The organism is Alteromonas stellipolaris (assembly GCF_001562115.1).
GTDB lineage: Bacteria > Pseudomonadota > Gammaproteobacteria > Enterobacterales > Alteromonadaceae > Alteromonas > Alteromonas stellipolaris.
The window spans coordinates 1,517,100-1,530,725 of the sequence record NZ_CP013926.1; the positions used below are offsets into that span (position 1 = coordinate 1,517,100).

Here is a 13,626-nt window from a genome sequence, read left to right on the forward strand (position 1 = left end):
CTCAAAGCGTACTACACTTTGTACCCAAGAGCCACCAAATACACTTCACGAGACCGTGAACGCGATGAGTCTGGCTTACGTGTTTTTATGGTTGTGAACGCGTCACGTAATGCACGCAGGTATGCATCAAAACCTTCCCCTTGGAAGACTTTGATAACAAAACTGCCACCTGGTTTGAGTACTTGATGACACATATCTAGCGCCAGTTCACACAAGTACATCGAGCCAGCTTGGTCTACTGATGCATTTCCAGACAGGTTCGGTGCCATATCAGACAACACTATATCTACGGTGTTCCCACCAATTCTGTTCAATAACGCATTCAAAACAGCTTCATCTCTGAAGTCACCCTGCAAAAAATCAACACCAACAATAGAATCCATCGGTAAAATATCGCATGCGATAACTTGCCCATTGTCTCCTACCAGTTCAGAAGCGAGTTGAGACCAGCCTCCTGGCGCAGCACCAAGGTCAACTACTGTGTTGCCTGTGCTGATAAGTTTGTCTTTTTGCTGAATTTCTTCCAATTTGAAGAAGGCGCGCGATCGCTTACCCTGCTTCTGTGCTTTTTGCACATAATGGTCGTTAAAATGTTCTGTTAACCAGCGTTTACTACTGGCAGAGTGCTTCTTTTTTGTCATTCCAATACATTGTCATTAGGATTGTAGAGAAGATGGCGTTAGAATACGTTAATTCAAGCTTAAATTTATAGATTAATTGTAAGAAAATTGACTACATGAAACTTTCAAATAAACAGAAACAATTTTTAAAAGGCCTAGCGCACCCGTTAAAGCCTATCGTACAGCTAGGTTCAAACGGCCTTACTGAAGGTGTTGTTGCGGAAATCGACAATGCATTAAATTTCCATGAACTGATTAAAGTTAAAGTTCCAACTGATGATCGTGAAGAAAAATCGCTCATTATGGATGCGATTGTTCGCGAAACTAAATCAGAAAAGCTACAAGTAATTGGACATACGCTAATTCTTTACCGTCCGAGTGAAGAGCGTAAAATTCAGTTGCCAAAGTAAGTCATACCATGGTGCCGGTTTTTGCTGGCACCATAGTTTTCGTGCCGTATTACCGTTAATATTATGTTAATAACCATAATAATGTCGTTGTGGACATAAATTAACAAAAAATAATATGGAACCTACGCGGAAATCCTATGACAGAAACAAATACTAACCCCGACTCACTTCATACTACTTATTTAAAACAAAAGCCGCTTAAAAACCGCACCGCAATAGTTACTGGTGGATGCTCTGGTCTTGGTCATGCTACTGCCATTGCACTTCGTGCAGCTGGTGCCAATGTATGTTTACTCGATCTTAATGAAGAAATGGGTAAACAACGGGTTGAAGAACTCGATGCTGAACATACGCTGTTTGTTAAGGTTGATGTAAGAAGCGAAGATGACATTACCCATGCTATCGATAAATGCATTGCTCGCTTTTCCACGCTTTCTCTGTGCGTAAACTGCGCCGGCATTGCCCCAGCAAAACGTTTATTGGACCGAGATGGTAATCCAGCCCCCTTAGGTGACTTTCAAAACACAATTGATATTAACTTAGTGGGAAGTTTCAATGTGGCGCGCCTTGTAGCTGCAGCCATGGCGAAGCAAGTACCATTGAATGAGGAAGGCGAACGTGGTGTTATTATTAATACTGCCTCTGTGGCTGGATATGAAGGGCAGATTGGTCAAACCGCTTATGCAGCAAGCAAAGGCGGCATTGTTGCGCTTACTCTGCCCATGGCAAGAGACCTTGCACCGCTAGGCATTCGGGTTAACACTATTGCTCCTGGGGTTATGGGAACACCTATGCTGCTTTCTATGCCAGAAAAAGTACAAGACGCCCTTTCTGCTAACGTTCAGTTTCCAAAACGCTTAGGCTTACCGGAAGAGTTCGGCAAATTGGTGCTGCATATTGCCGAAAATAATTATTTAAATGGCGAGACCATTCGTTTAGATGGCGGCTTGAGAATGCCGCCAAAATAATTGGCTGTATTGGCTATAACACGAGAGAGCATCACAATGATGCTCTCTTTTACGAATAGCCCTTTTTACGAAAGCCCTTATTCGCCGTCGCCACCATTTACCATGAGTGCAATATTATATAAACGATTCACTGCATGATAGTTAATGGTGTTTTTCGGGTAACGACCTCGGCTACTTAATGTACCGGCGTCTTGCCCCATTAATACAGCTAAAGCGTCATCTACCGTTTCTACTGTATGAATGTGGAACAAGCCTTTTTTCACCGCATCTATTACCGTGGCATCTAACACGAGGTTAATCGCATTCGATTTAGGAATGACCACACCTTGCGTACCGGTTAGGCCGCGGTGCTGACACAAGTCGAAAAAGCCTTCTATTTTTTCATTCACGCCACCCACCGCTTGCACTTCACCGTATTGGTTAATGGAACCTGTAATAGCAAGCGTCTGCACACATGGAATTTCGGTTAGCGCAGAAATTAATGCGACTAATTCGCCTAATGACGCACTATCACCATCAATGTGCCCATAGGATTGCTCCAAGGCAATATTGGCAGATAAGGTTAGTGGAAAATGTTGGGCATATTTATAACCCAAATACCCTGTTAACAGCATCACGCCTTTGGAGTGAATGGGTTGCCCTAGCTCTACTTCACGTTCAATATCAACTACACCACTTGCACCTGCAAATACCGTTGAGGTAATGCGCGCAGGGGTACCAAAGGCGGTATCGCCAATATCTAGCACCGTAAGCCCATTCACTTTACCTATGGCTTTGCCGTCGGTAGCAATAAGAACATGCCCTTCTTTAATATCATTCAGTAGGGTTTGGCTTACTCGCCCTGTTCTGCGTTTTTTGGCGCTCAGCGCAGTGCGTAAATGATCAAGCTCTAGGGTTTCGCCGCCTGACTTTACACAAAAATAATGGGCTTCGTTTACCAGTTCAATCACTTCGGCAAAATGCGCCGAGAGCTTTTCTTGGTGTTCAGCCATGCGCAGTGAATATTCAACTAACCGGCACATGGCATTAGCGGTAATACCGGTTAAATTAAGCGCCAGTATATGTTTGCGCACCTTTCCCACAAAATCGAACAAAGCTTGTCGAGTTACCTGAATTTCTAAATCGAAATCGACCAGTACACGAAATAGCTCATCGAATTCATCATCGTAATCTTGCAAGGTGTAATACAAGTCTCGCGACCCTAACAGCACTATCTTTACGTTCAAATCGATAGGTTGAGGGTTTAACGTAATTGCGTTTACCATACCAACATCTTGCTGGGGTAAATCCATTTTCAAGCGACCTGATTTCGCCGCAAGTTTTAGGGTATCCCACACATAGGGCTGTTCTATTAACTGATCCACATCAAGCAGCAAATAACCGCCATTGGCACGATGTAAAGCACCAGGGCGAATCATTCGGTAATTTGTGTAAACACTGCCATGAATATTAGTGTATTCAATTTTCCCGAACAGGTTTTGATAAGTTGGGTTTGGCTCGTAAATTACCGGCGCCGAGTCATCTAAACGATTTGCGACCAGTACATTAGGCAAAAATTGCTCTTCTAAGAATAAACGTTTATCGAAATCATCATTTTTTTCGTCTTTTTGCTCTTCAGCCAAAATAAGTAAAATAGCATTCACGAGTGCGGTTTTAAGCTGCTTTAAATATTTTAAAATACCTAAATCTGACGCGTATTTGTGCTCAAGCACTTTTAATAGCGGCTTAATGCCCTGCTCGGCAGTTTGCTTATCTAGCTCACGCAAGCGCTCTGAATTTTCACGCTTCCAAGAGGGCAAACTTAATAAACTTTCACTTAGTCTATTTTCTAGCTCGTCTATCAAGTTATAAAAGAATTGGCGTTTTTCATCGCTAGCGGTCGCAAATTCAGCATCACTGATGGGTTTGCCATCAACAATAGGTGAAAACGTAATGGTGCCCCCATCTTCACTCATGGCAACATCATTAGCTTTTGCAAAACGTTCTACCGCATCAATAGCGCTATCGTATTTTTGATCGAACTCGCGAGAAATACTGGTTCTACGGCGCTGGTAACCAGGGTTATCAAATGCCACTGGAAAGGTATCAAGCACATCATCAATTAAATTAGTAATGTCTTTTTGAAATGCTTTGCCACCACCAGGGGGAAAACGAAGGGCTACGGGTTCGCGCTCTTCATCAAAATTATTGATATAACACCAATCATCAGGTGCAGGCAGTACGGCGACTTGGCGTTCAATGTAATCCTTTACCAATGTAAAGCGACCCGTAGCCGGTTCACCCATTACATAAAGATTATAACCTTTCGCGTTAATGCCAAGACCGAAAGTTAACGCTTCTCGCGCGCGCTCCTGACCTATAAAAGTGGCATTTAGAGCTTCATCGTCTTTTAAGGCAGCATTCACTGCTTTTCGATTAATGGTCGGAGTTAGGTCAATTGGATCTAGGGCCATAGTGGTGCTTTCGCCTGGCATAGTGTTCTGTTTATTGTGCTTTAGGGTAAGTGAAACCCTATTTAACTAGTGTGTCAAACCCTTATGCTGTAAAGCACTGTTTCAAGCCTCTAATCGATGAATTAACGAACAATCCTAGCAATTCATTTTTATGTGCTAAACCACTATGAAGCGAAACCTTTGCCAATACGCTTACTTTTTCAACAAGTAGTGGTAAAAAAGTCGTGCTAACCTAGCACTAGCTATTGAGGCTAAGTGTAGCGCTGGGTTATTCTATGCGGCTACATGCAAGTTAAACCTGCAATATTGTGATTCAGCCTAACGGCGACTCACTTCCCCATAATGAAATTTTCTAGGGGGCAGGTTTCATGAACGTTTTAACTCTAATAATGCGGAAGCCTAAGTTTCATGGCCGAAAATCAGTACAACCCGAAAGATATAGAACAACGTGTTCAGCAATACTGGGAAGAAAATAACTCATTTCAAGCAAATGACGATGTAGAAAAAGAGAAGTTCTACTGTCTCTCTATGTTCCCCTACCCAAGTGGTCGCTTGCATATGGGTCACGTGCGTAACTACACCATTGGTGATGTTATTAGCCGCTATCAGCGCATGCAGGGTAAAAACGTTCTACAACCTATGGGTTGGGATGCTTTCGGTCTTCCAGCAGAAAACGCCGCTATTAATAATAATACTGCGCCTGCGAATTGGACCTACTCCAATATTGATTACATGAAAACACAGCTTCGCTCTTTGGGTTTCGGTTACGACTGGGATCGCGAAGTCACTACCTGTAAACCAGATTACTACCGCTGGGAACAATGGTTCTTCACTCGTCTTTATGAAAAAGGCTTGGTATATAAGAAGAACTCAACGGTTAACTGGGATCCGGTAGACCAAACCGTATTGGCTAACGAACAAGTTATTGACGGTCGTGGTTGGCGTTCAGGTGCATTAGTGGAACAAAAAGAAATTCCACAGTGGTTCATCAAAATTACCGACTACGCCGAAGAGTTATTAACCGACTTAGAACAGCTTGAAGAATGGCCTGATCAAGTACGTGCCATGCAGGCAAACTGGATTGGTCGCTCTGAAGGGGTAGACATTACCTTTAACTTAGGTAAAAACGGCAGCGATATAAACGAATTAACCGTTTACACCACTCGCCCAGATACATTCTACGGCGTAACCTACGTGGCAGTGGCTGCGCAGCACCCATTAGCTGAATTTGCAGCAAAATCGAATGCTGAACTAGCCTCATTTATTGACGAGTGCAAAAACACCAAAGTAGCCGAAGCAGAGTTGGCGACTATGGAGAAAAAAGGCTGCGATACGGGCATTCAAGCAGTACATCCTTTAACGGGTGAACTACTTCCTGTTTGGGTAGCTAACTTCGTATTGATGGATTACGGCTCAGGCGCAGTAATGGCAGTACCTGGTCACGATCAACGCGATTGGGAATTTGCGACTAAATATGGCTTAACCATTAAGCAAGTTATCGCGCCTAATGCAGATGCAAAAGAAGAATGTGATTTGACTGCTTCTGCGTATACCGAAAAAGGCACGTTAATAAATTCTGAAAAATTCGATGGTCTAGCGTTTGACGATGCGTTTAATGACATCGCAACCGCACTTGAAGAAAAAGGCTTTGGTAAGCGCAAAGTAAACTACCGTTTACGAGATTGGGGCGTAAGCCGTCAGCGTTACTGGGGCTCACCTATTCCAATGCTTAACTTGGAAAATGGCGAGTCGGTTCCGGTACCAGAAAGTGAATTGCCGGTTGTACTTCCAGAAGACGTTGAAATGAACGGTGTTACGTCGCCGATTAAAGCAGATCCTGAGTGGGCAAAAACCACTTACAACGGTGAGTCTGCCCTTCGTGAAACCGATACCTTCGATACCTTTATGGAATCGTCGTGGTACTACGCGCGCTATGCAAGCGCCACAAATCACGATGCCATGCTAGACCCAACTTCATCAAACTACTGGCTACCGGTGGATCAGTACATTGGTGGAATCGAGCATGCCATCTTGCATTTATTGTACTCTCGCTTCTTCCACAAACTATTACGTGACGAAGGCTTGGTAAATTCTGATGAGCCGTTTAAGCGTTTACTATGCCAAGGCATGGTACTAGCAGATTCTTATTACCGTGAAGACAGTGCGGGTAAGAAAACGTGGTTCTCACCTACCGAAGTGTCTACCGAGAAAGACGAAAAAGGCCGTATTGTAAAAGCATGGCTAACTGCCGATGGTGAAGCCGTTATTCACGGCGGCATGACGAAGATGTCGAAGTCGAAAAACAACGGTATTGATCCACAAGAAGTTATCGACCTATATGGTGCCGATACGGTACGTTTATTTACCATGTTCGCTGCGCCTCCTGAGCAAACACTAGAGTGGGTAGATTCAGGTGTAGAAGGTGCTAACCGTTTCTTACGTCGTATTTGGAAGTTAGTTACCGAGCACGTTGAAAAAGGCGCTCCCGTTGCCCTTGATGCAAAAGCGCTAAATAAAAATCAGCAAGCGTTACGCCGTGAAGTACATAAGACCATTGAAAAAGTGTCTGATGACTTAGGTCGTCGCCAAACGTTCAATACTGCTATCGCTGCAATTATGGAATTATTGAACCATCTTCAAAAAGCACCACAAGAAGATGCGCAAGATATTGCCATTATGCGTGAAGCAGCAGAGTCATTAGTCTTGCTACTTAACCCTATTACCCCACACATTTCTCATGAATTGTGGAAAGTATTGGGTAAGACAAATGATATCGACCATGCGCCTTGGCCTGAAGCCGACAAAGCGGCATTGGTTGAAGACGAAAAGCTTATTATCGTGCAAGTTAACGGTAAGGTTCGCGCTAAAATGACCGTGGCTGCTGACGCCAGCAAAGAAGCCATAGAAGAAGCGGCAAAAGCTCAAGATAACGTGCAGCCGTTTATTGAAGGTAAAACAATACGTAAAGTTATTGTAGTACCAGGAAAACTTGTCAACATAGTGGCTAACTAATATGCGCCGTTTACTCCGTTACACAGTGGTATTGAGTGCACTTGTTGCACTTGGCGGTTGTGGATTTCATTTAAGAAGTGCGCCTAGCCTTCCAGAAAATGTAAAATCAGTGCTTATTAACAGTGCTCGCGCTCATGCACCGCTTGCAAGAGCGCTTCATGACCGCCTTACCGTGTACGGGTTAAATGGCGTTTACCAACAAGATACTGCGTCGTCAACCGACGGCGTATCTTTGTATTTACTGCCCGAAAAATTAGAGCGCAGACTGCTTTCGGTTTACGCTTCGGGTCAAGTTGCTGAATACGAACTAATTTATACCGTACGTTATCGGGTGCAATTCCCTGACGAAGAAGCCATTATGGCTACCTTCAATGTAATGCGTGATTATCAAGATGACCCCGATCAAGTATTGGCAAAATCAAGAGAGCTAGAATTAGTACTTGATGAAATGCGTGCCGAGGCAGCAGACATTATTATCCGTAGGCTTTCAAGCCAAGCCTCTGCCGCTAAGCTGATTGATTAAGTATGCAACTCTACCCAAACCAATTTCCCAGCGAGATAGGTAAAGGATTAGCATCCTGTTACTTGGTATTTGGTGATGAGCCTCAGCAAAAATTTGAGGTGATAGAGCAAATCCGTACCACGGCAAAAGCCAATGGTTTTGATGAGCGCACAGTGCTTGTGGCCGACACCGGTTTTTCATGGAATCAGCTACTTGAAGCAACACAAAGCATGTCGTTGTTTTCAAACCAACAGTTTATTGAATTAGAACTTCCCACAGGCAAGCCCGGCGCTGAAGGCAGCAAAATGCTGCAAGAAGTCGCCAAAGGGTTAACCCGAGACACCTTGCTGCTAATTCACGGCCCAAAAATTGGCAAAGATGTTCAGCGTGGCAAGTGGTTTAAAGTACTCGATGAAATGGGCGTTTCTGTTCTGTGCTATCCCTTAGAAGGTAGACAACTCACTGCATGGCTGAGCAATCAAGTAAAACAACATCAGCTGACTATTAATGCTGCTGGAATGAAAATGATTGCCGATTTTTGCGAAGGGAATCTGTTAGCAGCAAAACAAGAAATTGATAAACTTGCCCTACTTTACCCGCAGCAGCCTGTGTCTGAAGCGCAAATTGAGCGAGCGATGGTCGACCAATCTCGCTACAACGTGTTTCAGTTAGTGGATGTTATGCTAAGCGGCGACGCCAATCGCTGCGTGAAAATGCTTTACCGCCTAGAAAGTGAAGGACTAGAGCCAAACATTATTATTTGGGCGCTCATTCGTGAGTGGGAGGTATTATGGAAATTGAAAAGTGCTGCCGCTAATGGTGAAGCAATTCAATGGCAAAAGTTTGGCATTTGGCGTAACAGGCAAGGCTTCTATCAAAGTGCGTTGAATCGCCTTAGCATAGAGCAGCTACTACAAATTCAGGATGCCCTTACCCAGGCAGATTTAGCGTTTAAACAAAATGTTATTTCACGCCCCTTCGTAAAGCTTTGCCATTTATGCATGATGTTTATGGCAATGGGTATTTTTCACCTTCCTTTGATGGAAGCTTAAGTTCTTGGCTATTTGCGCTATTTTAGGGGGCACTTTTAACCCGCCCCATTTAGGCCACGTATCTCCTGCGCTTCATTTACTGTCAGAATTAAATATTGATGCATTAGGTTTAATGCCCTGTAAACTTGCGCCGCATAAAGCAGTGGCTGTTAGCGAAAAGCATCGCGTCAACATGGTGAAACTGTGTTGTGAGCAAGATAAACGCTTGTATCCAGAGCTTATCGAACTCTCGCTTGCCTCGCCGTCTTACACGGTAAAAACCCTTCGTGCATTAAAAGAAAGAGACAATAAGACAATCTGTTTTTTCATTGGCGCCGATTCCCTGTATAATCTTAAGTCTTGGTTTGAGTGGGAGCGTTTGCTTGATTTCTGTCACCTAGTGGTAATGCGTCGCGACAGCGATACGTTTACACCACCCGATGACTTAGTTGAGTGGTTAAAAGCCAACAAAACAGAGGACGTTCTGCAACTACATGCTCAGCCTAATGGCTTAGTATTTCTTGCGGATACCCCATTACACCCTGTTTCATCAACGCAATTGCGCAGCGCCGTTCAAACGAACGCATCATCGACATTGCAAGAAACACATTTGAACGAAACAGCATTGCATGACGCAAAGTTTCAAGCCACGAAATTAATAGCAAAGTGGCTGCCTAAGGCAGTCGCAGACTATATTCATACACATCGGTTATACCAAGAATTATCAAATAAGTGAGGAAACACTTGGAGAGTCAACAACTCAAGCAGTTCGTAAAAGATAAAGTAGACGACATGAAAGGCCGCGATATTATAGAACTGGATGTTCGTGGCAAATCAACCATTACCGACACCATGATTATTTGCTCTGGTAACTCAAAGCGCCATGTTGTTGCTATTGCTGAAAATGTAATAGTAGAAGCTAAAAGCGCAGACGAAGCACCAACAAGCGTTGAAGGCAAAGAAACTGGCGAATGGGTATTAGTAGATTTCGGCGACGTTATTTTGCATGTGATGCAAGATGAAACCCGCGATTTCTATCAGTTAGAGAAGCTGTGGTCATAACAAAGCCAACCGCAGACTTATAAGAAAGGCTGCGGTCAACTTTGTTGGTAGTTTGATGTACTAAAGGATTTACCCACTGTGCGTATACAAATTGTCGCCGTAGGTACAAAAATGCCCGCCTGGGTCACCACAGGGGTAGATGAATTCCTTCGCCGTTTCCCCGCCGATTTACCGGTAAGTTTCACCGAAATTCCCGCTGGTAAACGAGGCAAAAATGCCGATATTAAACGCATTTTAGAAAAAGAAGGCGAACAAATGCTCGCCGCTATTCCTAAAGGGAACCGTGTAGTGACGTTGGAAGTCACCGGTAAACCTTGGGACACCCCCACATTAGCCAAACAGTTAGATAATTGGAAAATGGATGGCCGAGACGTCAGTCTTTTGATTGGTGGACCTGAAGGTTTAGCGCCTGAATGTATTGCGGTGTCTGAACAAAAATGGTCACTGTCGGCACTTACCCTACCTCACCCACTTGTAAGAATTATTCTTTCTGAAAGTTTATACCGCGCTTGGTCTGTTACTCAGAACCACCCGTATCATCGCGAGTGAGAGAATAGCCTTTTATGCATCGCAAGCGCCAAGCAATTCGAGACCACTCGGCCGAAGCAAACTTATTTGCAAGACGTGCGTCTATCGCCTTTATTATTGTTGTAATGATGTTAGGCGTGGTGCTGAATAACCTTTATTCCCTGCAAGTTGAACAACACGACGTTTACCAAACCCGTTCAAACGGAAATCGCATCAAGGTGTTACCTGTTGCGCCAAACCGTGGGTTAATTTACGACAGAAACGGCATATTGCTTGCGGAAAACCGTCCCGTGTTTAGCTTAGAGATCACGCCTGAGCAAACCAATGATTTAGACGCCACCTTAGATGGCTTAACCCAATTGATGGGTATCACCCCAGAAGAACGTGAAAGCTTTAATAGCAGCTTAAAAGGCCAACGACGCTTTAAACCTATTGCCCTTCGTACCAAATTATCTGAAGTAGATGTTGCGCTCTTTTCTGCCAGCAAACATTTATACCCAGGGGTACAAATTGAAGCGCGACTAGCGCGTCATTACCCCTATAAAGAAGCCCTTACTCATGTATTGGGTTATGTGGCGCGCATCAATAAGAAAGACCTTCAAAAGCTAGTAGAAGCGGGGCAAGAAGATAACTATGCCGCCACCCACGATATTGGCAAACTAGGGGTAGAAAAATACCACGAAGAGCTATTACACGGTTCAGTCGGTTACCAACAAGTGGAGGTGAACAATCAAGGCCGAATAATTCGTGTGTTAAACGTCGACCCACCTGTGCCTGGAAAAGACATTGTATTAAATATCGACCTTTCGCTACAACTTGCTACCCAGCAAGCACTGGAAGGTCAGCGCGGCGCGGTCATTGTAAGTGATATAAAAACAGGGGGGATATTGGCGCTATTTTCAAACCCTAGTTACGACCCGAATTTGTTTGTGCATGGTATCAGCAGAAAGAACTACGCTGCCCTGCTTAACTCCCCTGATCGCCCACTAATAAACCGCGCCACTCAAGGTCAATATCCACCAGCATCCACTATTAAACCGCACCTTGGCTTAATTGGACTTGAAGAAGGGATTATTACCGAAGAATATACTATTCAAGATAATGGCCGCTATCAATTACCCAATGTATCGCACACTTGGCGAGACTGGCGGAAGTGGGGCCACGGCGAAGTAGATATCGCCAAAGCAATAGAAGTATCCTGCGATATCTATTACTACGACTTAGCTTATAAGCTGGGTATAGATAAAATCAGTGAGTCTATGTACGAATTTGGGTTTGGTGATTTTACCGGCATCGACTTATATGAAGAGTCTGACGCGAATATGCCTAGCCGGGGCTGGAAGCGTGCGAGATTTAACCAGCCTTGGTATATCGGTGACACCATTCCTGTAGGTATAGGGCAAGGATTTTGGTCTACTACTCCTATTCAGTTATCGCACTCAGTGAACACCTTGGTTAATCGGGGCGAGCGTATTATTCCGCAAATTATTCGCGGGTTCATGCATGAAGATAGCTCTGTAGAAATTATTCCACTTAAAACTCTTCGGCCTATCGAGATTAAAAATCAACATAATGTCGATATTATTCTGAATGCTATGCACGACGTAGTGCATGGTAAAGAAGGTGGCGCTCGCCATACCTTTGCTGATGCTCCCTATCAGTCTGCAGGAAAAACCGGTACTGCACAGTTATTTTCTGTGGGGCAAGATGAAAAATACGATGCTGAAAAAATTGATGAACGTTTGCGAGACAATGCCATGTATGTGGGCTTTGCTCCTTTTGAAAACCCAGAGATTTCAGTGACGGTCGTGCTTGAAAACGCCGGTGGTGGTAGTAAAAATGCCGCTCCCGTAGCCAAAAAAATCATGGACTTCTATTTTCGTGATCGGGTTTTCGACACCGAAATTAGCAAGGTTGACGAATAATGAAAAAGAACACGCTCAACCCAAATAAAACCAGTTTCTTACAGCGTATCCATATTGATGGCTGGCTGTTTTTGAGCCTGTTAGTGCTTATGTCAGTGGGGCTAGTAACCCTGTATTCCGCGTCAGGACAAGACACCGGACAAGTAGAACGCCAAATTACGCGCTTAGCACTGAGTGTGGCCGTTATGTTAGGTATTGCGCAAATTCCCCCTGGCGCATTTCGCCGGCTGTCGACTTACGCTTATATTGCCGGGCTGTTAATGCTTATCGCGGTATTGTTATTTGGTGATATGGGTAAAGGCGCCCAACGCTGGCTCGACTTAAAGTTTATACGTTTTCAACCTTCAGAGTTAATGAAGCTTGCCGTGCCTATGATGGTTGCCTGGTATATTAGCCAGTTTACGCTGCCCCCTCGTACCATGAATATTGTGGTGGGATTTTTAATGGTCGCTATTCCAACGGTGCTTATTGCCAAACAGCCGGACTTAGGGACATCCCTGCTTATTGCTAGCTCGGGGATCTTCGCTATTTTCCTTGCCGGTATGAGTTGGCGGCTTATCGGTTTTGTTGCTCTGTTGCTAGGTGGTTTCGCGCCCATTATGTGGTTCTTTTTAATGGCAGAATATCAAAAGCAACGGGTGTTGACTTTTTTAAACCCAGAGAGCGATCCACTCGGTTCGGGTTACCATATTATTCAGTCGAAAATTGCCATAGGTTCTGGTGGTGTAGATGGAAAAGGCTGGTTGCAGGGCACCCAATCACAATTAGAATTCTTACCCGAACGGCACACCGACTTTATTTTTTCTGTTTTCAGCGAAGAATTTGGGCTCACAGGAGTTATTGTTTTATTAATCATTTACCTTTGCGTTATTTTACGTGGGCTTATTATTGCCAGTCGCGCTCAAGACGCCTACTCTAAATTACTGGCAGGCAGTATTACCTTAACCTTCTTCGTTTATGTATTTGTGAACATGGGGATGGTATCTGGATTACTTCCTGTTGTAGGGGTGCCACTACCTTTAGTGAGTTATGGTGGCACTTCCATGGTGACATTAATGGCAGGCTTTGGCATGCTAATGTCTATTGCCACTCAAAAACGACTAATGTCTAGATAA

General features: G+C 44.1%; 12 protein-coding genes. 10 read left to right on the forward strand and 2 right to left on the reverse strand.

All coding sequences use genetic code 11. From position 1 onward, the window contains the following. Positions 1-11: 11 nt before the first annotated feature. Complete coding sequence (gene rlmE / locus AVL57_RS06315) at positions 12-641, reverse strand: 23S rRNA (uridine(2552)-2'-O)-methyltransferase RlmE (protein WP_057792217.1); 630 nt, start codon at positions 639-641, stop codon at positions 12-14. 95 nt (positions 642-736) lie between these two features. On the opposite strand from rlmE, the gene yhbY reads away from it, so the two are divergent. Beyond that, on the forward strand, positions 737-1,030 hold the full coding sequence (gene yhbY / locus AVL57_RS06320) for a ribosome assembly RNA-binding protein YhbY (protein ID WP_013784361.1): 294 nt from the start codon (positions 737-739) through the stop codon (positions 1,028-1,030). Positions 1,031-1,167: 137 nt separating this feature from the next. Continuing rightward, positions 1,168-1,998 (forward strand): 3-hydroxyacyl-CoA dehydrogenase, encoded by an 831-nt coding sequence (locus AVL57_RS06325; RefSeq protein ID WP_231701290.1) that lies wholly within the window; start codon positions 1,168-1,170, stop codon positions 1,996-1,998. A gap of 77 nt (positions 1,999-2,075) precedes the next feature. Here AVL57_RS06325 and AVL57_RS06330 read toward each other — a convergent pair whose 3' ends face one another. Beyond that, positions 2,076-4,451, reverse strand: coding sequence for a Lon protease family protein (locus AVL57_RS06330; protein WP_231518625.1), 2,376 nt, complete (start codon positions 4,449-4,451; stop codon positions 2,076-2,078). A gap of 408 nt (positions 4,452-4,859) precedes the next feature. Between AVL57_RS06330 and leuS the strand changes: the two genes are divergently transcribed. The 8 genes from leuS to rodA all read left to right on the forward strand — a co-directional run bounded on the left by leuS (position 4,860) and on the right by rodA (position 13,626). Continuing rightward, positions 4,860-7,463, forward strand: a complete 2,604-nt coding sequence (leuS, locus tag AVL57_RS06335; RefSeq protein WP_057792221.1) for a leucine--tRNA ligase — start codon at positions 4,860-4,862, stop codon at positions 7,461-7,463. 1 nt (position 7,464) lies between these two features. Continuing rightward, a complete protein-coding gene (locus tag AVL57_RS06340) occupies positions 7,465-7,986 on the forward strand; it encodes an LPS-assembly lipoprotein LptE (RefSeq protein ID WP_057792223.1) in 522 nt (173 codons plus the stop codon). A 2-nt stretch (positions 7,987-7,988) separates the two neighbouring features. Continuing rightward, positions 7,989-9,017 (forward strand): DNA polymerase III subunit delta, encoded by a 1,029-nt coding sequence (holA, locus tag AVL57_RS06345; RefSeq protein WP_057792225.1) that lies wholly within the window; start codon positions 7,989-7,991, stop codon positions 9,015-9,017. A 4-nt stretch (positions 9,018-9,021) separates the two neighbouring features. After that, complete coding sequence (nadD, locus tag AVL57_RS06350; RefSeq protein WP_082604929.1) at positions 9,022-9,732, forward strand: nicotinate (nicotinamide) nucleotide adenylyltransferase; 711 nt, start codon at positions 9,022-9,024, stop codon at positions 9,730-9,732. Between the two features lie 8 nt (positions 9,733-9,740). Then, complete coding sequence (rsfS, locus tag AVL57_RS06355) at positions 9,741-10,058, forward strand: ribosome silencing factor (protein ID WP_013784368.1); 318 nt, start codon at positions 9,741-9,743, stop codon at positions 10,056-10,058. A gap of 78 nt (positions 10,059-10,136) precedes the next feature. Then, positions 10,137-10,607: a 23S rRNA (pseudouridine(1915)-N(3))-methyltransferase RlmH gene (rlmH, locus tag AVL57_RS06360; RefSeq protein WP_013784369.1), complete on the forward strand. Its 471-nt coding sequence runs from the start codon at positions 10,137-10,139 to the stop codon at positions 10,605-10,607. Between the two features lie 14 nt (positions 10,608-10,621). Further along, entirely contained in the window at positions 10,622-12,511 is a 1,890-nt protein-coding gene (gene mrdA / locus AVL57_RS06365) for a penicillin-binding protein 2 (RefSeq protein WP_057792227.1), read from the forward strand. Continuing rightward, complete coding sequence (gene rodA / locus AVL57_RS06370; protein ID WP_057792230.1) at positions 12,511-13,626, forward strand: rod shape-determining protein RodA; 1,116 nt, start codon at positions 12,511-12,513, stop codon at positions 13,624-13,626. The genes mrdA and rodA overlap by 1 nt, the downstream gene beginning before the upstream one ends.

Bases quoted from the DNA above. Each gene is read 5' to 3' on its own strand.
- yhbY (WP_013784361.1), top strand. From the start codon at position 737: ATGAAACTTTCAAATAAACAGAAACAATTTTTAAAAGGCCTAGCGCAC.
- holA (WP_057792225.1), top strand. From the start codon at position 7,989: ATGCAACTCTACCCAAACCAATTTCCCAGCGAGATAGGTAAAGGATTA.
- AVL57_RS06330 (WP_231518625.1), bottom strand. From the start codon at position 4,451: ATGGCCCTAGATCCAATTGACCTAACTCCGACCATTAATCGAAAAGCA.
- AVL57_RS06340 (WP_057792223.1), top strand. From the start codon at position 7,465: ATGCGCCGTTTACTCCGTTACACAGTGGTATTGAGTGCACTTGTTGCA.
- rodA (WP_057792230.1), top strand. From the start codon at position 12,511: ATGAAAAAGAACACGCTCAACCCAAATAAAACCAGTTTCTTACAGCGT.
- leuS (WP_057792221.1), top strand. From the start codon at position 4,860: ATGGCCGAAAATCAGTACAACCCGAAAGATATAGAACAACGTGTTCAG.
- AVL57_RS06325 (WP_231701290.1), top strand. From the start codon at position 1,168: ATGACAGAAACAAATACTAACCCCGACTCACTTCATACTACTTATTTA.
- rlmE (WP_057792217.1), bottom strand. From the start codon at position 641: ATGACAAAAAAGAAGCACTCTGCCAGTAGTAAACGCTGGTTAACAGAA.
- mrdA (WP_057792227.1), top strand. From the start codon at position 10,622: ATGCATCGCAAGCGCCAAGCAATTCGAGACCACTCGGCCGAAGCAAAC.